Source organism: Actinosynnema mirum DSM 43827, assembly GCF_000023245.1.
GTDB lineage: Bacteria > Actinomycetota > Actinomycetes > Mycobacteriales > Pseudonocardiaceae > Actinosynnema > Actinosynnema mirum.
Map to the genome: position 1 here is coordinate 1 of NC_013093.1, position 23,733 is coordinate 23,733.

20 protein-coding genes, 2 tRNA genes and 1 pseudogene are annotated in these 23,733 nt (G+C 70.1%); 17 read left to right on the forward strand and 6 right to left on the reverse strand.

Annotated elements, in window-relative coordinates; all coding sequences use genetic code 11:
- Positions 1-97: 97 nt before the first annotated feature.
- The 11 genes and pseudogenes from dnaA to AMIR_RS00050 all read left to right on the forward strand — a co-directional run bounded on the left by dnaA (position 98) and on the right by AMIR_RS00050 (position 12,537).
- Positions 98-1,831 (forward strand): chromosomal replication initiator protein DnaA, encoded by a 1,734-nt coding sequence (gene dnaA, locus AMIR_RS00005; RefSeq protein ID WP_012782638.1) that lies wholly within the window; start codon positions 98-100, stop codon positions 1,829-1,831.
- A 796-nt stretch (positions 1,832-2,627) separates the two neighbouring features.
- Positions 2,628-3,764, forward strand: coding sequence for a DNA polymerase III subunit beta (dnaN, locus tag AMIR_RS00010; protein WP_012782639.1), 1,137 nt, complete (start codon positions 2,628-2,630; stop codon positions 3,762-3,764).
- Between the two features lie 23 nt (positions 3,765-3,787).
- Complete coding sequence (gene gnd / locus AMIR_RS00015) at positions 3,788-4,720, forward strand: phosphogluconate dehydrogenase (NAD(+)-dependent, decarboxylating) (RefSeq protein ID WP_118948139.1); 933 nt, start codon at positions 3,788-3,790, stop codon at positions 4,718-4,720.
- 7 nt (positions 4,721-4,727) lie between these two features.
- Positions 4,728-5,843, forward strand: a complete 1,116-nt coding sequence (gene recF, locus AMIR_RS00020; RefSeq protein ID WP_012782641.1) for a DNA replication/repair protein RecF — start codon at positions 4,728-4,730, stop codon at positions 5,841-5,843.
- 187 nt (positions 5,844-6,030) lie between these two features.
- Positions 6,031-6,462: a DciA family protein gene (locus tag AMIR_RS00025; RefSeq protein WP_012782642.1), complete on the forward strand. Its 432-nt coding sequence runs from the start codon at positions 6,031-6,033 to the stop codon at positions 6,460-6,462.
- A 238-nt stretch (positions 6,463-6,700) separates the two neighbouring features.
- A complete protein-coding gene (gyrB, locus tag AMIR_RS00030) occupies positions 6,701-8,674 on the forward strand; it encodes a DNA topoisomerase (ATP-hydrolyzing) subunit B (RefSeq protein ID WP_012782643.1) in 1,974 nt (657 codons plus the stop codon).
- 46 nt (positions 8,675-8,720) lie between these two features.
- Complete coding sequence (gyrA, locus tag AMIR_RS00035; protein WP_012782644.1) at positions 8,721-11,243, forward strand: DNA gyrase subunit A; 2,523 nt, start codon at positions 8,721-8,723, stop codon at positions 11,241-11,243.
- A 34-nt stretch (positions 11,244-11,277) separates the two neighbouring features.
- Positions 11,278-12,144 (forward strand): DUF3566 domain-containing protein, encoded by an 867-nt coding sequence (locus tag AMIR_RS38585; protein ID WP_012782645.1) that lies wholly within the window; start codon positions 11,278-11,280, stop codon positions 12,142-12,144.
- A gap of 54 nt (positions 12,145-12,198) precedes the next feature.
- Positions 12,199-12,272: transfer RNA gene (locus AMIR_RS00045), tRNA-Ile, on the forward strand.
- 36 nt (positions 12,273-12,308) lie between these two features.
- Positions 12,309-12,419, forward strand: a pseudogene (locus tag AMIR_RS40850) (DLW-39 family protein); the annotation flags it as partial.
- A 45-nt stretch (positions 12,420-12,464) separates the two neighbouring features.
- Positions 12,465-12,537 (forward strand) — tRNA-Ala (locus tag AMIR_RS00050).
- Between the two features lie 335 nt (positions 12,538-12,872).
- On the opposite strand, the gene AMIR_RS00055 is transcribed toward AMIR_RS00050, so the two are convergent.
- The gene (locus AMIR_RS00055) at positions 12,873-13,304 is read right to left on the reverse strand and encodes a DoxX family protein (protein ID WP_012782647.1); all 432 of its coding nucleotides are present in this window, start codon (positions 13,302-13,304) and stop codon (positions 12,873-12,875) included.
- A 136-nt stretch (positions 13,305-13,440) separates the two neighbouring features.
- Here AMIR_RS00055 and AMIR_RS00060 point away from each other — a divergent pair, with 136 nt between their 5' ends.
- Complete coding sequence (locus AMIR_RS00060; protein WP_012782648.1) at positions 13,441-13,986, forward strand: DUF2020 domain-containing protein; 546 nt, start codon at positions 13,441-13,443, stop codon at positions 13,984-13,986.
- Between the two features lie 82 nt (positions 13,987-14,068).
- On the opposite strand, the gene AMIR_RS00065 is transcribed toward AMIR_RS00060, so the two are convergent.
- Positions 14,069-14,656, reverse strand: coding sequence for a hypothetical protein (locus tag AMIR_RS00065; RefSeq protein ID WP_143760595.1), 588 nt, complete (start codon positions 14,654-14,656; stop codon positions 14,069-14,071).
- A 112-nt stretch (positions 14,657-14,768) separates the two neighbouring features.
- Here AMIR_RS00065 and AMIR_RS00070 point away from each other — a divergent pair, with 112 nt between their 5' ends.
- Both AMIR_RS00070 and AMIR_RS00075 read left to right on the forward strand, forming a co-directional pair.
- Positions 14,769-15,317, forward strand: coding sequence for a peptidylprolyl isomerase (locus AMIR_RS00070; RefSeq protein WP_012782650.1), 549 nt, complete (start codon positions 14,769-14,771; stop codon positions 15,315-15,317).
- A gap of 146 nt (positions 15,318-15,463) precedes the next feature.
- Positions 15,464-16,213, forward strand: a complete 750-nt coding sequence (locus AMIR_RS00075; protein WP_240438772.1) for a rhomboid family intramembrane serine protease — start codon at positions 15,464-15,466, stop codon at positions 16,211-16,213.
- A 249-nt stretch (positions 16,214-16,462) separates the two neighbouring features.
- Here the strand turns inward: AMIR_RS00075 and AMIR_RS00080 are convergent, their stop codons facing one another.
- Together AMIR_RS00080 and crgA are read right to left on the reverse strand one after the other, a co-directional pair.
- The gene (locus AMIR_RS00080; protein WP_012782652.1) at positions 16,463-16,885 is read right to left on the reverse strand and encodes a PH domain-containing protein; all 423 of its coding nucleotides are present in this window, start codon (positions 16,883-16,885) and stop codon (positions 16,463-16,465) included.
- Positions 16,886-17,117: 232 nt separating this feature from the next.
- Positions 17,118-17,384: a cell division protein CrgA gene (gene crgA / locus AMIR_RS00085; protein ID WP_012782653.1), complete on the reverse strand. Its 267-nt coding sequence runs from the start codon at positions 17,382-17,384 to the stop codon at positions 17,118-17,120.
- A 138-nt stretch (positions 17,385-17,522) separates the two neighbouring features.
- Here crgA and AMIR_RS43020 point away from each other — a divergent pair, with 138 nt between their 5' ends.
- Positions 17,523-18,836, forward strand: coding sequence for a class E sortase (locus AMIR_RS43020; RefSeq protein WP_342626576.1), 1,314 nt, complete (start codon positions 17,523-17,525; stop codon positions 18,834-18,836).
- A gap of 1 nt (position 18,837) precedes the next feature.
- Positions 18,838-18,996 (forward strand): hypothetical protein, encoded by a 159-nt coding sequence (locus tag AMIR_RS39855; protein WP_012782655.1) that lies wholly within the window; start codon positions 18,838-18,840, stop codon positions 18,994-18,996.
- 45 nt (positions 18,997-19,041) lie between these two features.
- Here AMIR_RS39855 and AMIR_RS00095 read toward each other — a convergent pair whose 3' ends face one another.
- Positions 19,042-20,388, reverse strand: a complete 1,347-nt coding sequence (locus AMIR_RS00095) for an FAD-dependent oxidoreductase (RefSeq protein WP_012782656.1) — start codon at positions 20,386-20,388, stop codon at positions 19,042-19,044.
- 65 nt (positions 20,389-20,453) lie between these two features.
- Between AMIR_RS00095 and AMIR_RS00100 the strand changes: the two genes are divergently transcribed.
- Positions 20,454-21,095 carry an aminodeoxychorismate/anthranilate synthase component II gene (locus AMIR_RS00100; protein ID WP_012782657.1) on the forward strand — a complete coding sequence of 214 codons (642 nt, stop codon included), beginning with the start codon at positions 20,454-20,456 and terminating at the stop codon, positions 21,093-21,095.
- A 100-nt stretch (positions 21,096-21,195) separates the two neighbouring features.
- Here AMIR_RS00100 and pknB read toward each other — a convergent pair whose 3' ends face one another.
- The gene (pknB, locus tag AMIR_RS00105; RefSeq protein ID WP_012782658.1) at positions 21,196-23,241 is read right to left on the reverse strand and encodes a Stk1 family PASTA domain-containing Ser/Thr kinase; all 2,046 of its coding nucleotides are present in this window, start codon (positions 23,239-23,241) and stop codon (positions 21,196-21,198) included.
- Positions 23,242-23,733 lie beyond the last annotated feature (492 nt).

Genomic DNA, 23,733 nt, shown 5'->3' on the forward strand with positions numbered 1-23,733 from the left:
ACTCTGTGGATACCTCTATTCTCCGGGTCCACGTGTGGACGCTCCCCGCCGTGCGGGGTCTTCCACAGGGGGAGTGCGAGGGGAGGGGAGCGCGGAGGTGTCCGACCACCAGGCCGACTTGGGTCTCGTGTGGGAGCAGGTGGTGGAGGAGCTGGCGAACAGCGCCCTCTCGTCCAGCACCTTGTCCCCGCAGCAGCGCGCGTGGATGCGGGTGACCCGACCGATCGGCCTGCTCGACGGGACGGCCCTGCTCGCGGCGCCCAGCGACTTCGCCAAGGAGGCGATCGAGCGGGCCCTGCGCGAGCCCATCACGGCCGCGCTGTCCCGCAGGCTCGGCCGCGCGGTCTCGCTCGCGGTGAAGGTGGACTCGCCGGAGCCGCCGATGGCGAGCGGCCCGCCGACGACCCCGATCCCCGTGCCCATGCCGCCGGTCCCGCCGAGCGTCGCGCACGGCATCACCTTCGGCCAGCAGGTGCTCGGCCCGGTCGGCCCGAACGGCCAGACCTCGCTGCCCATAGGCGGTCAGGCCGACGGCCCCGCAGGTCCGCCGCCCCCGGCCCCGACCGGTCTCCCGCTGGAGCAGCCCGCGAACGCGCAGGCGCCCGCGGAGAGCCCGGAGTCGGACGCCGAGCCGGAGGAGGGCGACGAGGAGCGCGAGACGCTCGCGACCGTCAACGAGATCTGGCCGAAGTTCTCCAGGGGCGCGGGCGGTCAGCCGACCCCGCCGAGCGGGACGCCGTTCACCCGGCCCGCGAACCCGGCGTCCTCGCAGACCCGGTTGAACGAGAAGTACAACTTCGACACCTTCGTCATCGGCGCCTCGAACCGGTTCGCCCACGCGGCGGCGGTCGCGGTGGCCGAGGCTCCCGCCAGGGCGTACAACCCCTTGTTCATCTGGGGCGAGTCCGGTCTGGGGAAGACGCACCTGCTCCACGCGGTCGGGCACTACGCGCAGCGTTTGTTCCCCGGGATGCGGGTCCGCTACGTGTCGACCGAGGAATTCACGAACGACTTCATCAACTCGCTGCGCGACGACCGGAAGGTCGCCTTCCAGCGCCGCTACCGGGACATCGACGTCCTCCTCGTGGACGACATCCAGTTCCTGGAGGGCAAGGAGGGGACGCAGGAGGAGTTCTTCCACACCTTCAACACCCTCCACAACTCGAACAAGCAGATCGTGGTGTCCTCGGACCGGCCGCCGAAACGGCTGGAGACCCTGGAGGACCGGCTGCGGACGCGGTTCGAGTGGGGCCTCATCACGGACATCCAGCCGCCCGAGCTGGAGACGCGGATCGCGATCCTGCGGAAGAAGGCCGCGCAGGACCGGTTGGCGGCGCCCGCCGAGGTGCTGGAGTTCATCGCGGCCAGGGTGGTGCGGAACATCCGCGAGCTGGAGGGCGCGCTGATCCGGGTCACGGCGTTCGCGTCGCTGAACCGGCAGCCGGTCGACGTCCAGCTCGCCGAGATAGTGCTGCGCGACCTGATCCCGGACTCGCACGTCCCGGAGATCACCGCGCCCACCATCATGGCGGTGACCGCCGAGTTCTTCGAGGTCACCATCGAGGACCTGTGCGGCCCTGGCAAGACCAAGGTGCTGTCCACGGCCAGGCAGATCTCCATGTACCTGTGCCGCGAGCTGACGGACCTGTCGCTGCCGAAGATCGGGCAGACGTTCGGCGGCCGGGACCACACCACGGTCATGTACGCGGACAAGAAGATCCGCAAGGAGATGGCCGAGCGCAGGCGCATCTACGACCAGGTCCAGGAGCTCACCTCGCGCATCAAGCAGCGCTCGCGCTACCTGGTGGCCCCCCCGGTCGATCCGACCTGACCTGGGCCTTCTGAGCCCCCGCCGCAGGCCGGTATTCCGTACTGAAAACTACCGTTCACCGCTTCAGAGCTACCGATGGGCGCTTCTCCACGAGGAGGGGCGCCCATTTCGCTTTTCCGGTGCTTTTGGCGTTTCCGCAGGTGGGAGCGCTGGTTCGAGCGCATCGGACGGCCGCGAGTTGTCCACAGAGTTATCCACAGACAACTGCATATTCGGAATAAAATTCTCAACCGGAGGAATTTTCTACTGTGGGTCTGCTCTGATTCCACGAATCGTCACTCTGTGGTGTGGGGATTCCAACATAGAGTTACCGAGGGGTTGTTGAGAACCCGGGGATAACTACCCCCAAACCCGGGGATGAGCCCGGGGATAAGTCGACCGCATCTGTGGACCGATGGTCGGACCATCTGAGTTATCCCCGGGGACGCCGAGTTGTCCCCGGGTTCATCCCCGGGTTATCAACAGGGGGTCACCACCTCTGAACTGCGAAAACGGCGGTTATCCACACTTTCCACAGGCCCTACTGCTGTTGCTGTTCTCTCCCTTGAAGAGAAGAAGAACTGAAAAACAGGCGGCGGGGAGGGCGGGAGGGCTCGGTCGATCGGTGGTCGATCGGGCCTGGCCCCGAGGTGACGGGCGGTCGGTCGACGCTCTACGGTGGTGAGCCTGAAGTCCCCGGGGTCGAGGCCAGTCCGGACAGGGACACCGACCCCAGGGGGCGACCCGTGCCAGGACACCCCGATCGCAACAGCTCCAGTTGCGCCTCCCGCTGTGCCGCACCGAGGAAGGACGCCCCATGAAGATCCGCGTCGAGCGCGACGGTCTGGCCGACGCCGTCGCCTGGGTCGCCCGCAGCCTGCCGTCCAGGCCGCCCGTCCCGGTCCTCGGCGGCGTCCTGCTCGACGCGGGTGCGGAGGACGGCTCCGGCGACGCGCTGACCGTCTCCGGCTTCGACTACGAGGTCTCCGCCCAGTGCGGCGTCCCGGCCACCATCTCCGACGGCGGCAAGGCCCTCGTCTCCGGCAAGCTCCTGGCCGACATCACCAAGGCGCTGCCGAACCACCCCGTCGAGATCAACGTCGACGGCGCCCGGATGACCATCACCTGCGGCAGCGCCAAGTTCAGCCTGCCGACCATGCCGGTCGAGGACTACCCGGCGCTGCCGTCCATGCCGCAGCTCGCGGGCGAGCTCCCCGGCGAGGTCTTCGGCGAGGCCGTCGCCCAGGTCGCCGTCGCGGCGGGCAAGGACGACACGCTCCCGATGCTCACCGGCGTCCGGCTGGAGATCGCCGACGGCAAGCTCGTCCTCGTCGCCACCGACCGGTTCCGGCTGGCCATGCGCGAGTTCGAGTGGACCCCCGACGAGACGCTCGGCGACGTCGCCGTCCTCGTCCCGGCCAAGACGCTCAACGACTCCGCGAAGACGCTCGGCGCGTCCGGCGCGAAGATCGAGCTGTCCCTCGCCGCCAACGACGGCCTCCTCGGCCTGTCCGGCAACGGCCGCCGCACCACCACCCGGCTGCTCGACGCGGACTTCCCCAAGTACCGCCAGCTGCTGCCCAGCGAGCACTCCGCCGCCGCGATCATCAGCGTCGACACCCTGGTCCAGGCGATCAAGCGCGTGTCCCTGGTGGCCGAGCGCGGCACGCAGGTCAGGCTGGAGTTCGGCGACGCCGGCCTCAAGCTCTCGGCCGGTGGGGACGACGAGGGGAGCGCCGAGGAGGAGCTGCCCGTCGACTACCAGGGCGACCCGGTGACGATCGCGTTCAACCCGACGTACCTCCTGGAGGGCCTCCAGGCCGTGCGCACCCCGAGGGCGCACTTGTCGTTCACCACACCCAGCAGGCCGGCACTGCTCAAGCCCGTGAACGAGGATGGGGAGGTGGCGGAGGGCTACGTGTACCTGCTCATGCCCGTCCGCCTGCCCGGCTGATCCACTCAGCGGGGATCTACTCGATCAGGGAGAGAACGACCGTGCAGCTCGGAATCGTCGGCCTCGGCAAAATGGGCTTCAACATGCGCGAGCGGGTCCGCCGCGCTGGTCACGAGGTCGTCGGCTACGACCGCAACCCGGACGTCAGCGACACCACGTCGCTCGCCGACCTCGCGGCCAAGCTGACCGGCCCCAGGGTGGTCTGGGTGATGGTCCCCGCCGGGGAGATCACCAGGAACACCGTCGCCGAGCTGAGCGAGGTGCTCAGCGAGGGCGACCTCGTCATCGACGGCGGCAACTCGCGGTTCACCGACGACGCCCTCAACGCCGCCAAGCTGGCCGAGAAGGGCATCGGCTACCTCGACTGCGGCGTGTCCGGCGGCGTCTGGGGCCTGGAGAACGGCTACGGCCTGATGGTCGGCGGCGACGCGGCCGACGTCGAGCGCGCCATGCCGATCTTCGACGCGCTGCGCCCCGAGGGGCCGCGCGAGGAGGGCTTCGCGCACGCGGGCAAGCTCGGCGCGGGCCACTTCGCCAAGATGGTGCACAACGGCATCGAGTACGGCCTGATGCAGGCGTACGCCGAGGGCTTCGAGCTCCTGGAGGCCTCGGAGCTGGTCGAGAACGTGCCCGCCACCATCAAGGCGTGGCAGCGCGGCACCGTCGTCCGCTCCTGGCTGCTCGACCTGCTGGTCAACGCCCTGGACTCGGACCCGGAGCTGGACGACCTGCGCGGCTACGTCGAGGACTCCGGCGAGGGCCGGTGGACCGTCGAGGAGGCGATCAACCACGCGGTGCCCGCGCCGGTGATCTCCGCCGCGCTGTTCGCCCGCTTCGCGTCGCGCCAGTCCGACTCGCCCGCCATGCGCGCGGTGGCGGCGCTGCGGAACCAGTTCGGCGGGCACGCCGTGCAGTCCGCGGGCCCGTCCTCCGGCTCCGGCAGCACGCAGGGCTGACCCCGAGTTGTACGTCCGGCACCTCCAGGTGACCGACTTCCGGTCGTGGGAGCACGCGGACCTGGCCTTCGAGCCGGGGGTCAACGTGCTGGTCGGTCGCAACGGCCACGGCAAGACGAACCTGGTCGAAGCGCTCGGCTACGTCGCCACGCTCGGATCGCACCGGGTGGCGTCGGACGCGCCGCTGATCCGGAGCGGCGCCCAGCGCGCCGTCGTCCGGACGGCGGTGGTCAACGAGGGGCGCGAGCTCCTCGTCGAACTGGAGATCACTCCGGGCAGGGCGAACCGGGCGCGGGTCAACCGCGGCCCGGTTCCCCGGCCCCGCGACGTGCTCGGCATCCTGCGCACGGTGCTCTTCGCGCCGGAGGACCTGTCGCTGGTCCGGGGCGACCCCGGCGAGCGCAGGCGGTTCCTGGACGAGCTGCTGACCCTGAGGGCGCCCCGGTACGCCGGGGTGCGCTCGGACTACGAGCGGGTGCTGCGGCAGCGCGGGGCGCTGCTGAAGACGGTGCGCTCGGTGCGGTCGGCGGAGCTGGGCACGCTCGACGTGTGGGACGGGCACCTGGCCAAGCACGGGGCCGAGCTGCTCGCGGCCAGGCTCGACCTGGTCGCCGCGATCGCCCCGCACGCCGCCGCCGCGTACGCCGAGGTGGCCCCCGAGTCGCGGCCCGCGCTGCTGTCCTACCGGTCGAGCCTGGGGGAGGCGTTCCCCGGCACGCACGACCGGGAGGTGCTGGAGGACGCGCTGCTCGCCGAGCTGCACCGGCTGCGCCCGCAGGAGATCGACCGGGGCGTGTGCCTGGTCGGCCCGCACCGGGACGACCTGGAGCTGTCGCTGGGGGAGCTGCCCGCGAAGGGCTACGCCAGCCACGGCGAGTCGTGGTCGTTCGCGCTCGCGCTGCGCCTGGGCGCGTACGAGCTGCTGCGCGAGGAGGGTGCCGAGCCGGTGCTGGTGCTCGACGACGTGTTCGCCGAGCTGGACCGGGGCAGGCGGCGGCAGCTGGCGAAGGTGGCCGCGGCGGCCGAGCAGGTGTTCATCACCGCCGCCGTCGCCGAGGACGTGCCCGAGGAGCTGGACGCCGCGCGGTTCCACGTCGGCCACGGGGAGGTGCGGCGTGACTGAGCCGCCGCTAGACCGAACGGGTGTGACTCGATCCACACCTGGGGATAAACCTGTGGATAGTGTGGATAACTCGCCCACTTCCGGGGGAGTTTCCACACCTCAACCCGCTCCTGAGGGTGTTCTGCGGGGTTCCGACCTCGCCCGCGCCGCGCTGGAGGCCGCCCGCGCGGCGAACAAGGCGCGCGGCGTGCGGAGCAGGCGCGCCACCGGCGGGGCCGCCGCGCGCAGGCGCAGGCGCACCTGGTCCGGTCCCGGCCCGGACGACCGCGACCCGCAGCCGCTCGGCAGGCTCGCGTCCCGGATCGCCGCCGACCGGGGGTGGGCGGAGAAGCTCAGGGGCGGCCAGGTCATCGCGCAGTGGCCGAAGCTGGTGGGGGAGGACGTCGCCGAGCACGCGCAGCCGGTGTCGTTCGAGGACGGCGAGCTGACCGTCCAGGCCGACTCGACGGCGTGGGCGACGCAGCTGCGACTGCTCCAGCGGGAGCTGCTGAAGAAGATCGCGGCCGGGTTGGGCCCGAACGTCGTCAAGCGGCTCAAGGTGCTGGGGCCCGCCGCGCCAAGCTGGCGCTACGGCCCCAGGCACGTTTCAGGGCGTGGTCCGCGCGACACCTACGGGTGAGCCCAGGGCGGTCCGCAGCGTCGATCCTGTGGCGCGGTGAGCGGGCGGCAGCGCTTCCCGGAGCAGGGGTTGGCGGTCGCCCCTCGCTGTGAGTCGCTTCCGGGCTTCTGTGAGCAACTGAGGTGCGTCCTTGATGCACTCCTGTCGGTGTGCCCCGGTAGACTCTTGGGTAAGCGTTACCAATCTGCCGCAGAGTTGCGGCATCCCTGTCGCTCCAGTTCGAGGAGACACCAGGCCCGTGGCAGCCCAGAAGAAGGATTACGGCGCGTCGTCGATCACCGTGCTGGAAGGGCTGGAAGCGGTCCGCAAGCGCCCCGGCATGTACATCGGCTCCACCGGGGAGCGCGGTCTGCACCACCTGATCCAGGAGGTCGTGGACAACTCCGTCGACGAGGCGATGGCGGGCTACGCCTCCAAGGTCGTGGTGACGCTGCTGGCGAACGGTGGTGTCCGGGTCGTCGACGACGGCCGCGGCATCCCGGTCGACCTCCACCCGGTGGAGGGCAAGCCGACCCTGGAGGTCGTGCTCACCAAGCTGCACGCGGGCGGCAAGTTCGACAGCGACTCCTACGCGGTGTCCGGCGGCCTGCACGGCGTCGGCATCTCCGTGGTGAACGCGCTGTCCACCGCAGTCGACGTCGAGGTCAAGCGCCAGGGTTTCACGTGGAACCAGCGCTTCGAGGCCAGCAAGCCCGCGCACGAGCTGCAGCGGGGCGTCCCGACGTCCGAGACCGGCACCACGATCACGTTCTGGGCCGACCCGACGATCTTCGAGACCACCGACTACAACATCGAGACCATCTCGCGCAGGCTCCAGGAGATGGCCTTCCTCAACAAGGGGCTCAGCATCGTCCTGCGGGACGAGCGGGTCGCGGAGGAGGGCGCCGAGGAGGCCGACGCCGAGGGCCACGTGGCCAAGGTCCGCGAGCGGGTCTTCCACTACCCCGGCGGCCTGGAGGACTTCGTCCGCCACCTCAACCACACGCGCGAGGCCGTCCACCAGAAGGTGGTCAGCTTCGAGGCCAAGGGCGACGACCTCGAGGTCGAGGTCGCGATGCAGTGGAACACCGGCTACACGCCGTCGGTGTACACCTTCGCCAACACGATCAACACGCACGAGGGCGGCACCCACGAGGAGGGCTTCCGCGCCGCGCTGACCCGAGTGGTCAACGAGTACGCGCGCGACAAGAAGCTCATCAAGGAGAAGGACGCCAACCTCACCGGCGACGACATCCGCGAGGGCCTCGCCGCGATCATCTCGGTGAAGCTCAAGGAGCCCCAGTTCGAGGGCCAGACGAAGACCAAGCTGGGCAACAGCGAGGCCAAGTCGTTCGTGCAGAAGTCCACGAACGAGCACCTGGCGGACTGGTTCGAGCGCCACCCCAACGAGGCGAAGACCATCATCACCAAGGCGGTCTCGTCCTCGCAGGCCCGCATCGCCGCCCGCAAGGCGCGCGAGCTGGTGCGCCGCAAGGGCGCCCTGGACATCGGCGGCCTGCCCGGCAAGCTCAAGGACTGCCGCTCCTCCAACCCGGAGGAGTGCGAGGTCTACATCGTGGAGGGCGACTCCGCGGGCGGCTCGGCCAAGGAGGGCCGGGACTCCATGTACCAGGCGATCCTGCCGATCCGGGGCAAGATCATCAACGTGGAGAAGGCCCGCATCGACCGGGTGCTCAAGAACACCGAGGTCCAGTCGATCATCACGGCGATGGGCACCGGCATCCACGACGAGTTCGACGTCAGCAAGCTGCGCTACCACAAGGTCGTGCTGATGGCGGACGCCGACGTCGACGGCCAGCACATCCGCACCCTGCTGCTCACCCTGCTGTTCCGCTTCATGCGGCCACTGCTGGAGCACGGGCACGTGTACCTCGCGCAGCCGCCGCTGTACAAGATCAAGTGGCTGCGGGCCGAGCCGGAGTACGCCTACAGCGACCGCGAGCGCGACGGCCTGATCGAGCAGGGCCTCGCCGCGGGCAAGAAGATCGGCAAGGACGACAACATCCAGCGCTACAAGGGCCTGGGCGAGATGAACGCCGAGGAGCTGTGGGAGACCACGATGGACCCGGCCAACCGGGTGCTGCTCCAGGTGACGATGGACGACGCCGCCGCGGCCGACGAGCTGTTCAGCGTGCTGATGGGCGAGGACGTGGAAGCCCGCCGGTCCTTCATCACCCGCAACGCCAAGGGCGTCCGCTTCCTCGACGTGTGACCCGCCCCGCCCGTAGCCCGTTGTCCTCTCCCAGGAAAGAAGAACAGTGAGCGAGACGACCCTGCCCCCGATCGGCGGCGGAAGCGACCGCACCGAGCCGCGCGACCTCCAGCAGGAGATGCAGAACTCGTACATCGACTACGCGATGAGCGTGATCGTGGGACGGGCGCTGCCGGACGTGCGCGACGGCCTCAAGCCGGTCCACGTGCGCGTGCTGTACTCGATGTTCGACTCCCGCTTCCTGCCCGAGCGCAGCTACAACAAGTGCGCCCGCGTCGTCGGCGACGTGATGGGCAACTACCACCCGCACGGCGACTCGGCGATCTACGACGCCCTCGTGCGCCTGGCCCAGCCGTGGGCGATGCGGTACCCGCTCATCGACGGCCAGGGCAACTTCGGTTCCCAGGGCAACGACCCGGCGGCGGCCATGCGGTACACCGAGTGCCGCCTCACGCCGCTGGCCATGCGGATGCTCGCGGACATCGAGGAAGACACCGTCGACTTCCGCGACAACTACGACGGCCGCATCCAGGAGCCGACCGTCCTGCCGTCGCGGGTGCCGAACCTGCTCATCAACGGCTCGTCCGGCATCGCGGTCGGCATGGCCACCAACATCCCGCCGCACAACCTCCGCGAGGTCGCGGAGGGCGTGGTGTGGGCGCTGGACAACCCGGAGGCCTCCGACGAGGAGACCCTGGAGGCCATGATCGCCCGCATCAAGGGCCCGGACTTCCCGACCTACGGGCAGATCCTCGGCACCCAGGGCATCGAGGACGCCTACCGCACCGGTCGCGGCTCGGTGAAGATGCGCGCGGTCGTCGAGATGGACGAGGACGCCAAGGGGCGCACCATCCTCGTCGTGTCCGAGCTGCCCTACCAGGTCAACCCGGACAACCTGGTCGAGAACATCGCGTCGCTGGTGCGCGACCAGAAGATCAACGGCATCTCGAACATCGCCGACGAGTCCAACCGCCGCTCCGGGATGCGCATCGTCGTCACGGTCAAGCGCGACGCCGTGGCGAAGGTGGTGCTGAACAACCTCTACAAGCACACCCAGCTGCAGTACTCGTTCGGCGTGAACATGCTGTCGCTGGTGGACGGGGTGCCCCGCACGCTGCGCCTGGACCAGATGATCCGGCACTACGTGAAGCACCAGATCGAGGTCATCGTCCGGCGCACCAAGTTCCGGCTGCGCAAGGCGGAGGAGCGGGCCCACGTCTGGCGCGGCCTGGTCAAGGCGCTCGACCAGCTCGACGCGGTCATCGCGCTGATCCGCCGGTCGGACACGACCGAGTCGGCGCGCTCGGGCCTGATGGAGCTGCTGTCCGTCGACGAGGTCCAGTCCAACGCGATCCTGGAGATGCAGCTCCGCCGCCTGGCGGCCCTGGAGCGCCAGAAGATCATCGACCAGCTGGCCGAGATCGAGCTCCAGATCGCGGACCTCAAGGACATCCTGGCCAAGCCGGAGCGGCAGCGCGCCATCGTGCGCGGGGAGCTGCTGGAGATCGTCGACAAGCACGGCGACGACCGGCGCACCAAGATCGTCCCGTTCGACGGCGACGTGTCCATGGAGGACCTGATCGCGGTCGAGGACGTGGTCGTCACGATCACCAGGACCGGCTACGCCAAGCGCACCAAGACCGACCTGTACCGCGCCCAGAAGCGCGGCGGCAAGGGCGTGCAGGGCGCGCAGCTCAAGCAGGACGACATCGTGCAGCACTTCTTCGTGTGCTCCACGCACGACTGGATCCTGTTCTTCACCAACAAGGGCCGGGTGTACCGCACCAAGGCCTACGACCTGCCCGAGGCCAGCCGCAACGCGCGCGGCCAGCACGTGGCGAACCTCCTCGCGTTCCAGCCGGACGAGGAGATCGCCCAGGTCATCCAGATCAAGAACTACGAGGCCGCGCCGTACCTGGTGCTGGCCACCCGCAACGGCCTGGTGAAGAAGTCCAAGCTGTCGGACTTCGACTCCAACCGCTCCGGCGGCCTGATCGGCATCAACCTCCGCGAGGAGGACGAGCTGGTCGGCGCGGTGCTCACCGGCGAGGGCGACGACCTGCTGCTGGTGTCCAAGGACGGCCAGTCCATCCGGTTCCACTCCAGCGACGACGTCCTGCGCCCGATGGGCCGCGCGACCTCCGGCGTCCAGGGGATGCGCTTCAACAGCGACGACGAGCTGCTGTCGATGGGCGTGGTGCAGGAAGGGCTCTTCGTTTTGGTCGCCACCGACGGTGGGTATGCCAAGCGCACCCCGATCGAGGACTACCCGGTGCAGGGGCGGGGCGGCAAGGGCGTGCTGACGATCCAGCACGACCGCAGGCGTGGGAGGCTTGTGGGAGCTCTCATCGTCGACGTCGAGGACGAGCTGTACGCGATCACCTCCGCGGGCGGGGTCATCAGGACCAGCGCCAAGGAGATCCGCAAAGCGGGTAGGCAGACCAAGGGCGTTCGCTTGATGAACCTCGGGGAGAAGTCGACCTTGATCGCGGTCGCGCGCAACGCGGACGAGCCCGCCGACGTCTCCACCGGTGAAGAGGATGATCAGGCGATCGAGCCTGCCAACTGAAGCAGCGCGGACGACGAGAGGTTGAGGACAGCTCGTGACTCCACCCGAGAAAGAGGACCGGGACGCGGACAAGACCGCGGTGATCACCCGGCCGAGCGTCGAGGCGGCCAAGGCGCCCGAGGCGGCAGCCGCGTCATCGGGTGAACCGGAGAAGAAGCCGGAGGAGGTCGTGACCACCGCCGTGCCCGCCGCCGCTCCGGAGGCCGCGAAGGCCCCGGAGAAGCCCGCGGAGAAGCCCGTGGACGAGAGCCCCACGGTGGCGGTGACGCCCCCGCCGTGGCAGCGGTCGACCAGCGAGGGCGGCTACAGCGAGGCCGCCCAGGTCGGGCCGGGCGACGACGTGAAGCCCGCCGAGGCGGGGGCCCCGGCGTCGCCGGTCTTCCCGTCGCTGGACCAGGACACGGTGGCGGTGGCCAAGCCGGTCCCGCCCGGCGCCGCTCCGGCGGCTGCCGCGGCGGCGGCGGCGCCGCGCACAGCGGTGAACCTGGGCACCCAGTCGAGGCCGCAGGCGTCGTCCTCGGCGCGCCGTCCCGGCAGGGGACCCCGGCGGGCCAGCCTGCAGGTGAAGCGGGTCGACCCGTGGTCGGTCCTGAAGCTCGCGCTGGTGCTCAGCGTGGCGCTGTTCTTCGTCTGGCTGGTCGCGGTCGGCGTGCTGTACGGCGTGCTGAACGGCATGGGCGTGTGGGACAAGATCAACAACACCGCGAACGACCTCCTCCAGAGCGAGGAGGCCAGCGGTGACCCGTTGATCAGCGCGGGTCGGGTGTTCGGCGTGTCCGCCATCGTGGGCGCGGTCAACATCGTCCTGTTCACCGCGCTGGCCACCGTGGGCGCCTTCGTCTACAACGTCTCGGCCGATCTCGCAGGCGGCTTGGAGGTCACGCTCTCCGAGCGTGAGTGACCCCGATTTGGGGCAACGGCGGGTCGTGTTGTAGTCTTCTCGTCGTTGCCCCGAGGGCCTATAGCTCAGGCGGTTAGAGCGCTTCACTGATAATGAAGAGGTCGGAGGTTCAAGTCCTCCTAGGCCCACCGGATGTATCCAGGGATTGCTCAGAGGGGAACACTGTGAAGAAGATCATCGCACTTGTCGCAGTCGCCGGTGCGGTCCTGTTCTTCGTCAAGCGCAGTCGTGCGGCCAAGGCCGACGCTGACCTGTGGCGCGAGGCCACTGCTCCGGCCAACTGACACCGCGAGGGCGGTTCGTTCTGCCGCCCCCCGCGAGGGGACGTAGCTCAATTGGCAGAGCACCGCCTTTGCAAGGCGGGGGTTAGGGGTTCGATTCCCCTCGTCTCCACTCGGCCGAGGCCGATCTGTGTTCGCGGAGAGCGCGAACCGGGTCGGCCTTCGTCATTTCACCGGGGTGTGGCCCCCGGACCCCGCCCGGAGGGCTTCGCCCCCGGACCCCCTGCGGTGGTCCTGATCTGCGGTAGTCGTGCCCGCAGGGTGTTTTCTTCGCTCCGATCCCATTCGGGTCGGGGTTTTTTTGTTCTGTGATCAACAGCACCGCTTTTCCCGTGCACGTGGAAGGGCCGCCCTCGCACGTGGAAAGGCCCGCACCCCCGGCCGGGAGGGTGCGGGCCCTGGTTCCTCGCTGACGCCCTTGTCAGTTGGTGCTGAGGTGTCGTGCTGTCAGGCTGCCGCGTTCGCCAGCTCCCGGTTCTCCGCGTTCTTCTTCCTGGAGGCCAGGATGGTGTCGACCGCCCAGACGCCCGGACCCGTGAAGGCCAGGAGCAGGAAGGCCCACGAGTAGACCGCCGCCAGTTCGCCCTTGTTCTCGATGGGGAGCAGGCCCATCGGCTGGTGGACGACGAAGTAGGCGTAGGCCATGGCGCCGGAGACGATGATCGACGCCACGCGGGTCCAGAGACCGATCAGGACGAGCGCACCGCCGACGACCTCGATGAGGCCCGCGGGGCCCGAGGGCCAGTTCAGGGGCGAGAAGCCGCCCTTGCCGCCCAGCACGCCGAAGACCTTCTGGGCTCCGTGGCAGATCATGAAGAAGGCGATCACGATCCGGAAGATCGAGAGGATCTGCTCCCGACCACGGTCCAACAAGCTCATTTCGATTCAGTCCTCACTTGGCAGGGGCGAGTGGCAGGTAAGGACAAGCTAACGGTCTTCACGTTACGTGCCTAGATCGTCACGCTGTCGATTCGCTGTCTGGGGTCTGTCGGCGATCTGGTTGACTTGCCGCGCTATGAAGCGACTGCTGCCCTCCCTGCTGATCCTCGGCGCGCTCACCGCGTGCGGGGGACAGGAAAGCTCCGGTGGGACCTCGGCGCAGGCATCCCAGCCCGCGTCAACGCAGGTCACCACGTCCTCCACGCCCAGCGGGCCGCCCCCGGCGCCCGAACCGGCGGTCGAGGGCACCTGCCCTTATCTGGACAAGTCCGACGTCGCGCAGGCCAACGGGCAGCTGGTGCCGAAGGTGATGCTGTCGAGCGACGAAACGAACCCGGCGTGCTTCTTCTACGCGAACGCGACTGAGATCCAGTTGACCGTTCGGGTGTACCGGGGTGACGCCACAACGGCCAAGGCGTTGGTCAACGAGGCGGCGCCGATCGCCGATTCCAACCCCGCCACCGAGCCCGCGGGCTGGGAGGGCGGGTCGATGGCCACCGACGCGGGCGCCGTGTACGCGGTCGCCAAGGCCGGGGACGCCGTCGTCATCACCAGCAACCAGAAGCAGACCATCAAGGCGAAGCAGATCGCCAAGCTGGTCGTCCAGGGCCTGGCGGGCTGAACCAGGCCGCCAGGAACGCGCGAAGCGCCCGTCCCCCTGCTTTGGAGGACGGGCGCTCGCGGTTCGTGGTGGGTTCGGGGCGTCAGCTCCGCTCGGTGACCCGGCCGTTGCGGGACGCGGCGTCCCGGTCGGTCGTGCCGGAGGACGGGATGTCGCCGTTGAGCGGGTGCAGCGGGGCCTCCTCCTCCAGGAGCACCTCCTGCGGGCGCTTGTTCAGCGCCACCCAGCCCGCGACCGCGCCCGCGGTGAGCAGGCCGAGCACCCAGGGCCACTTGCGCGAGGACTTCTGGGGCTTCCCGAACTCCTTGCGCGCCTGCTTCGCCGCCTTGCGGATGTCCTTGGCGCGGACACCGGCCTCCTTGCGGGCCCGCTCGGTGGCCTTCGCCACGTCCTTGCGGACCGCCTTGGCCCTCTTCGCGAGCTTGCGGCGGCTGCGCCTGGTCTGCTTCTCCACCTGCTCGGCACGCTCGACGAGCAGGCCGGCGCGATCGGCGACGACGCCGCGCACGTGGTCGGCGGTCACCCCGCGCTCGGCGAGCTTGCCCTCGAGCTTCCCAGCCCACTGGGAGGCGGCGTCAGCACTGGCGTGACCAGCGCGAACCGCTCCTCGGCGGGCGGCGCGGAGACCCGTTCCCACTGCCCTGCCCGCCGACTCGCCTGCTCGGGTCATGGCGTCTACCTCATCCATATCGCGCTCCACAAGCTGTCGGACAGTCACATTTCGGCAATACCCATCCTGCCCCTTCCCCAACCACAGCGCCCGCAGATGGCACGATGGAGAGGTGGCAGACAGCAACGAATCGCTCGTCGGGCGCAAGGTGACGGCGACCCTGCACACCTCGCAGGGCGTCATCAAGATCAACCTTTTCCCCGACCACGCCCCCAAGACGGTGGCGAACTTCGTGGGCCTCGCAGAGGGCACGAAGGCGTACACCGAAGCCAACGCGAAGGGCGAGGCCAGCGGGCCCTTCTACGACGGTGCGATCTTCCACCGGGTCATCGCAGGCTTCATGCTGCAGGGCGGTGACCCCACGGGCACCGGTCGCGGCGGCCCCGGCTACAAGTTCGCCGACGAGTTCCACCCGGAGCTCAAGTTCGACCGCCCCTACCTGCTCGCGATGGCGAACGCCGGGCCCAACACCAACGGCTCCCAGTTCTTCATCACGGTCGCGCCGACCTCGTGGCTGAACTTCAAGCACACGATCTTCGGCGAGGTCGCGGACCAGGACTCCCGCAACGTCGTCGACGCGATCGAGAACGGTCCGACCGGTGCGGCCGACCGCCCGGTCAAGGACGTCGTCATCGAGAAGGTCGCGATCGAGAAGGTCTAGTGGCAGGCACTCCGGTACCACCCGGCGGCCCGATCGGGGCGCAACCAGGCCAAGCGGCCTGCGCGCGACACCCCGATCGGGCCACCGGCCTGCTGTGCGCGCGGTGCGAACGCCCCGCCTGTCCCGACTGCCTGCGCGAGGCGGCCGTGGGCTTCCAGTGCGTCGACTGCGTCACCGAGGGGGCCCGCACCACGCGGCAGGCCCGCACGGTGGAGGGCGCCACGCACGCCTCGACGGGGCGCAGGCTCCTCGTGGTCCCCGTGCTCATCGTCGTCAACCTCGCGCTGTTCGCGCTGACCGCCTACCTCGGCGGCGGCGTGACCGACCGGGACGTCTTCCAGAGCGACGTGACCCAGGAGGGGGCGCTCGTCCCCTACTTCGTCGCGCTCGGCGAGTGGTGGCGCCTGGTCACGTCCGGCTTCCTGCACCTGGGCGTCACGCACATCGGCCTCAACATGGCCTCGCTGTACATCCTCGGGCGCGACCTGGAGCCCGTGCTCGGGCGCGCCAGGTTCCTCGCGGTCTACCTGCTGTCCCTGCTGGGCGGCAGCGCGTCCGTGTACCTGTTCGAGGAGGTCGTCTCCCTCACGGCGGGCGCGTCGGGCGCGATCTACGGCCTGATGGGCTCCCTGCTCGTCGTGCTGCTCAGGCGGCGGCTCAACGCCACCCCGGTGCTGGCGATCATCGCCATCAACGTGTTCCTGAGCTTCTCGCTGCCCAACATCTCGATCCTCGGGCACCTGGGCGGCATCGCGGTCGGCGCGGCGGTCACCGCGGCGCTGGTCTACGCGCCGCGCGGGCCGCAGCGGGCCAGGTGGCAGGCGGGTTCGGTCGTGGCGTTCGCCGTCGCGCTGGTCGTGCTCACCGTTGTCCGCACCGCCGTGCTCGTGGGCTGAGCCCCGCGAGCGGTTCGGGACCCCGACGACCGGGACACCGGAAGTTCACCTGAAACGGGAGCGGGGGTCGGGGGTGTCGCCCCCGGCCCGACCGCGCCCGGTGCGGACGACCGGACGCGGCGGGGCAGTTGTCCACAGGCGGAGCGGAACCTGTGGAATACCGGGAACGGTGATGAGCGCCACTCGGCGCTCACCCGTCCGGGGCTGAGCTTGATCGGGCCGGGAGGGGCGGCCGGGTCGTCGGCGGGCTCACGGCCGCAGCGCGTGCAGCACCTCGGCCACGTCCTGCGGGTCGGCGCCCAGGTCGAGCTGGGTGAGCACCACCAGGCGCTCGTCCTCGCCCCGCTCCCAGTCCAGCTCCAGGGTCCGCACCACGCGCCCCAGCCTCCGGGTGCTCTGCAGGCGCACCTTCACCTCGTGCCAGGCCATGTGGTGCTCCCGGCGCAACCCGCGCACGGTCAGACCCGTCTCATCAACGGCCAGCTTGGGGCGCACCAGCGCGCCCTGCAGGGACATCCACCCCAGCAGCGCGACGGCCAGGCCGAGCATCACGCGGGAGGGGGCGTCGGGGGACATGAGCAGCAGCACCAGCACGACTACGGCCAGTGCTCCCGCGAGGGCCACGAACGCGGGATTCGGGGCCCAGGACCGGGTGGGTGGAGGTGACGTCACACCCGTGAGTGTCCCGCACTCCGGGACGGGGCTGTGGACAACTCCCGCCCTGGACCGGCGCTTGTGCGATTTGGCGCAAAGTTGTCCACAGGAGTTGTCCCCATTGGGGATGACTCGCGCCCCCGCGCTCCGGTCACCCGCTGTTCACCCGGTCAGGTCGCGCCGGACACGTGAGAGGGGCCGGGCGCGCAGTGCGCCCGGCCCCTCCGGAGTGCTGTGCCACGCCTGCCGGTCAGCGCCAGCGCATCGTCATCAGCAGGCCGACGATGATCAGCGAGAAGCCGATGCCGAAGTTCCACGACCCGAGGTCCATCATCACCGGGATCTTCTCGCCGGCGATGTAGTTGACCACCAACCAGGCGAGGCCGAGCAGCATGACACCCAGCATCACCGTGATGTAGAACGGGTGCGAAGGACCTGCTGCCTTGACCTTCACCGGGGTGCGTCGATCGGCAGGCGCCGTGTAGACGGCCTTCTTGCGGACCTTGGACTTGGGCATGGCTGTCCTCGCCTGACGGTGGATAGGCCTGGGTGGGCGCGTCAGTTAACGCCCACCGCTGGGGGAACACGTTAACGTAACCGAGCAGGTCCTAGAAGCACTGTGCTGGACTGGAGTCATGGCCGGGAGGTTTCTCAGGTGAGCTTCGACCCGCCCGCGACGCGCGGCGGACCGTCGGGACAGCCGCCGCACGCTCAGCGCCCGAGGCCGTTCCCAGCCCCGCAGGCGTCCGGTGGTGGACCAGGCGGCCCGCCCACCCCGCCCCAGGGCGGCGGTTGGTCCGCGCAGCAGCCGACCACCCAGGTCGCCAGGCCGCCGCAGGGCCCCCGGCCTGCGCCGCGCGGCCCCCGGCACTCCCAGCAGCGCCCGCCCCAGGACGAGGCGACGCAGGTGCTGCGGCCGGTCGGCGACGCGCCCACGCAGTACGCGCAGCCCGTCGGGCGCAGCCTGCCCCCGCCGCCGGGACGGCCCGTCGCGCCGCCGCGCCACCGCGCGCCGCGCAGGCCCGTCGAGCCTCCCACGGAGGTCATCCCCAGGTTCGAGGACGACCGGGACGACTACGAGGACCCGCAGGACGACCTCGACCGGGACGACCTCGACCGGGACGACCTCGACCGGGACGAGCGCGCCGGGGCGGACCGGCACGAGCCGGAGTACCCGCCCGAGGGCCCGCTGCGCAAGGTCGTGCGGGGCACCGGCGAGGCGCTGATCACGCTCGGCCTCGTCGTGCTGCTGTTCGTGGTCTACGAGGTCTACGTCACCGACCTGATCTCCGCGGGCAAGCAGGACGACGTCACCTCGGCGCTGGACGAGGAGTGGAAGGACTCGAACACCGTCGCGGCCGACCCGCAGCGCGAGGTCAAGTACGACCTGCTCGACGGCAAGGCGTTCGCGAAGATCTACATCCCGGTGTTCGGGGCGGACTACAAGTTCTCCATCGTCGAGGGCACCACCGACAAGGACCTGGAGACCGGCCCCGGCCACTACAAGGGCACCGCCCTGCCGGGGGAGAAGGGCAACTTCGCGGTCGCGGGCCACCGGGTCGGCAAGGGCTCGCCGTTCAACGACCTCGACCTGCTCAGCTCGTGCGACGCGATCGTGGTGGAGACCCAGGCGTCCTGGTTCGTCTACCGGATGCTGCCGAAGAACAGCGAGGTCGCGGGGTGGGCCTCCCGCGCGTCCGACCCCAGGTGCAAGGACGTCGCGCCGCTCAGCGGGCCGTACTCCAAGACCCAGGGCCAGGAGATCGTGCTGCCCTCGGCGGGCGAGGTCATCAACGAGGTCCCGTACAACGAGGCCCAGGTCCCCGAGGACCAGCTGAAGTCGCTGATGACGCTGACCACGTGCCACCCGCGCTTCTCGGACAAGCAGCGGCTGATCGTGCACGCGACGCTGGCCCAGCACTACCCGAAGTCGGACGGCTTCCTGCCCCCCGAGCTCAAGGAGCAGTGAGGTGTACTCCTGGATCTGGCGCCACCTCCCCGGCCCCCTGCCGGTTCGGGTCCTCGAGGCCGTCGTGCTGGTGGCCGGGGTGGTGGCGCTGCTGATGTTCGTCGTCTTCCCCTGGGCGGAGCCGATGCTCCCGTTCAACCAGGTGACGACCGAGCAGTGACCGTCGGCTCGCGACCGTCAGCTCGTGATCACCGGAACGTGATCGTCAGGACCGGGAGACCGAGGTCATCGTCTCCCGGTCCACGACCTTGACCCGCTCGCGACCGCGCTCGGCGCCCAGCGCCTTCTCGTGCGCGTCCAGCTTCAGCCAGCCCTCCACCGTGGTGAACGGGACGGCGCGCTGCTCCAGGAACCGGACGATCGCGTCCGGCTCGGGGAACTGGCAGGCGGGCAGCGCGTCGGCGTCCGCCAGCAGGTTCGTGACGGTCTCCAGCGCGTCGCCCTTGGTGTGGCCGATCAGGCCGACCGGGCCGCGCTTGATCCAGCCGGTGACGTACACGCCCGGCAGCGGCTGCTCGTCCAGGTCGACCACGCGGCCCCCGGCGTGCGGGACCGTGCCGGACGCGGTGTCGAACGGCAGGTCGACCAGGCTCGTGGACAGGTAGCCCACCGCCCGGTACACCGCCTGCACCGGCCAGTCGGTGAACTCGCCGGTGCCCTTCACGTTGCCGTCGCCCGCCAGCTCCATGCGCTCGGTGCGCAGGCCGACGACCTTCCCGTCCTCGCCGGTCACCTCGACCGGGGCCTCCAGGAAGTGCAGGTGCAGCCTGCGGGGCCGGTCGCCGACGTCGCGCAGCGCCCACTCCTGCAGCGTCTTCACGACCATCTCGACCTGCTTGCTCGACCGGATCGAGGCCATGCTGCCCTCGTCGAAGTCGATGCCCTCGGGGTGCACGATCACCTCGACGTTGGGCGAGTGGTCCAGCTCCCGCAGCTCCAGCGGGGTGAACTTCGCCTGCGCCGGGCCGCGGCGGCCGAACACGTGCACGTCGGTGACGGGGCTGGACTTCAGGCCCTCGTAGACGTTGTCGGGGATCTCGGTGGTCAGCAGCTCGTCGGCGGTCTTGGCCAGCACGCGGGCGACGTCCAGCGCGACGTTGCCGACGCCGAGCACGGCGACCTGCGAGGCGGTGAGGGGCCAGGTCCGGGGCACGTCCGGGTGGCCGTCGTACCAGGAGACGAAGTCGGCGGCGCCGTAGCTGCCGTCGAGCTCGATGCCGGGCACGTCCATCGCCCGGTCCTTCTCGGCGCCGGTCGAGAAGATCACGGCGTCGTAGTGCTGCCTCAGGTCCTCCAGCTTCACGTCCACGCCGTACTCGACGTTGCCGAAGAAGCGGATCTCCGGCCGGTCGAGCACCTTCTGCAGCGCGTTGACGATCCCCTTGATCCGGGGGTGGTCGGGAGCGACGCCGTACCTGATCAGACCGTACGGGGCGGGCATCCGCTCGAACAGGTCGATGGAGACCTCGGCGTCGGACTTGGTCAGGATGTCGGCGGCGTAGATGCCCGCGGGGCCCGCGCCGACCACGGCGACGCGCAGGGAACGACTCATACCTTAAGGTTAGGTGGGCCTTAGTTCAGTACCGGCGAGAGGTTCCTCACGGCTACCCTGGCGCCATGCGCGTGCTGGTGGTCGACAACTACGACAGCTTCGTCTACAACCTCGTCCAGTACCTGGCGCAGCTCGGCGCCGAGTGCGTGGTCAAGCGCAACGACGAGGTCGGTCCCGAGGACGTCGCGGCGGCGGGCGGGGTGCTGGTCAGCCCCGGTCCCAGCACGCCCCACCGGGCCGGTCGGAGCATGGACGTCGTGCGCTGGTGCGCCGACTCGGGCGTCCCCGTGTTCGGCGTCTGCCTCGGCCACCAGGCCATCGGCGCGGTGTGGGGCGCGACCGTCGACCTCGCGCCCGAGCTGCTGCACGGCAAGACGTCGGTGGTGCACCACGAGGGCGCGGGCGTGCTCGCCGGGCTGCCGCGGCCGTTCACCGCGACCCGCTACCACTCGCTGACCGTGCTGCCGGAGACGATCCCCGACGAGTTCGAGGTGACCTGCCGGACCGAGGGCGGCGTCGTCATGGGGATGCGGCACCGCGAGCTGCCCGTCGAGGGCGTCCAGTTCCACCCGGAGTCGGTGCTCACCGACGGCGGCCACCGGATGCTGGCCAACTGGCTGGCGGTGTGCGGCTACGAGGTGCCTGAGGCAGTCGTGGGCGGCCTGGAGCGCAACATGAGGGATCTGGCCGCGGCGGCGCGCCGCTAGGCCGTTCCGCGTCCGCTCAGACGGCGAAGGGCCCTCCCGGCAGCTCCGGGAGGGCCCTTCCGCGTTCCACCGGCCGCCCCGGTTCCGGGGCCCGGCGGGGCTAGTTGCTGGGGGGAGTGCTGCTCGCGCCCGGCCGGAACTCGCCGATGACGACGGTGATCCGCTGCGCCTTGGTGATCGCCGAGCCGGGGGAGGTCTGCTGGGACTGGACCTTGCGGTCCTGGGACAGGTCGCTCACCGGCGTCTTGGTGGTCTGCAGGTCGCCGTTCCACTGGAACTGCCGCAGCGCCGCCTTGGCCTCGTTCTCGGTCATGCCCCGCAGGTCCGGCATCGAGACCATGTTGCCCTTGGACACGCTGAGGGTGACCGTGGAGCCCTTCTCGACCCGGCCCGCGCCGGGGTCCTGCGCGATGACCTGGCCCGCGTCGGTGGCGCTGTCGACCTGCTTGACCTGCACCTTGAAGCCCGACTGCTCCAGCGAGGACCGCGCGTCGTCCTCCTGCACGCCGATCACGTTCGGCAGCGTGACGGCCTCGGGCTCCTTGCCGATCTTGATCGTGATCGTGGTGCCCTTGGGGGCCTTCGTGCCGTGCATCGGGTTCTGCTCGACGACCTTGTCGACCTTCGCCGGGTCGCTGGTCTCCACCCGCTCCTGGTTCGTGTCGAGCTTCCAGTCCTCGCCGAGCTTGGCCTGCGCGTCCGCGACGCTCAGGCCGGTCAGGTCGGGGACCTCGACGTCGTCGGGGTTCGTGCCCACCATGACGGTGATCTTGCTGTTGCGGTCGACCGACTTGCCGCTCGTGGGGCTGGTCTCCAGCACCCGGTCGACGTCCTTGGCCGGGTCGCACTTGGGCTGGCTGCCCGGCTGGCACGGCACCAGCTGCAGGTTGATCTCCAGCCCGGCGTCGGACAGCGCGCCGCGCGCCTCCGAGGTGGACTTGCCGATCAGCGTCGGCACCGTGACCTGCTTCGGGTCGCCGCCGGAGGACTCGTTGTCCCCGAGCAGCGAGGTGGTGATCCAGATCGCCAGCGCCAGCACACCCGCGCACAGCAGGACGACGATGGTGATCATCCACATCCGCCTGCGCGCGGCGAGGCGCTCCCGCTCCTCCTCCAGCGCGGCGCTGTAGTTGCCGGTGTCCTCGCGGTCGCGCTCCCGCTCCCGCTCGCGGACCACCGACTGCCGGTGCCTGCCACCGCCGCTCGTCGTCTGCACCGCCTCGCTGCGCGTGGGCGCCGAGGCCGACTGCTGGTCCAGCAGCGCGGTCCGCTCCTCGCTCGTCATCACGACGGGCGCGGACGGCCGCTGGCCGGACAGCACGCGGACCAGGTCGGCGCGCAGCTCGGCGGCCGACTGGTAGCGGTTCGCCGGGCCCTTGGCCATCGCCTTGAGCACGATGGAGTCCAGCGCGGGCGACACCTTCGGGTTCAGCGACGACGGGGACTTCGGCTCCTCCCGCACGTGCTGGTAGGCCACCGCGACCGGCGAGTCGCCGGTGAACGGGGGCTCGCCGGTGAGCAGCTCGAACAGCACGCAGCCCGACGCGTACACGTCGCTGCGGCCGTCGACCGCCTCGCCCTTCGCCTGCTCGGGTGACAGGTACTGGGCGGTGCCGATCACCGCGGCGGTCTGCGTCACGGCGGCCTGGCCGTCGTGCACGGCGCGCGCGATGCCGAAGTCCATGACCTTGACGGCGCCCGAACGGGTGATCATCACGTTCGCGGGCTTCACGTCGCGGTGCACGATGCCGTGCCGGTGGCTGAAGTCCAGCGCGGCCGACACGTCCGCCATGACCTCCATGGCGCGCTTGTTCGACAGCGGCCCCTGGGTCTTGACGATGTCGCGCAGCGTCCGCCCGTCCACGTACTCCATGACGATGTAGGGCAGCGGGCCGTACTGGGTCTCGGTCTCGCCGGTGTCGTACACGGCGACGATGGCGGGGTGGTTCAGCGCTGCGGAGTTCTGGGCCTCACGACGGAACCGCTCCTGGAACTGGGCGTCGCGGGCGAGGTCGGCGCGGAGCACCTTGATCGCCACGTCCCGGCTGAGCCGCACGTCCTTGCCCTTGTGGACCTCGGACATGCCGCCGTAGCCGAGGGTCTCCCCGAGTTCGTAGCGGTTGGAGAGCAGTCGCGGAGTGCTCATCAGTGCTTCGTCCCGCTCCTCGTCAACGGTCTCAAGCCTTGTCGTGCCCGTCGTGCGCGTTCAGCCTGCCGCCACCCGGTTCAGGTGGGCACGCACGTGACGCGCACCCGTGAACCGATCGGCACCTCTCCCTCGGGCTCCAGCTCGCTCACCCGGCACCGCCTCGCGTCCGCGGGCGCGCCGCCCCGCTCCGAGCGGACCTCGGGCTCGACGCCGTGCCCGGTCAAGGTTGCCGCGACCTCGTCCGCGGGCGCGCCGAGGTAGTCCGCCCCGGTGATCTCCACCGTGGGCCTGCCGGGGAACCGGTCGGTCGCGTCCTCCGGAGCGGCCCTGCTCGCGGAGGGGGTGCTGCCTTGCGGGCTCGGACCGCCGGGCACCCCATCGTCCCCCGCGATCTCGCGCACGATGAGCACGCTGAGTGCGATCAGCGCGATCACCAGGAAGGCGACCATAACCCACAGCAGAGGGCGACCGCGTCCAGGATGCCGGCCC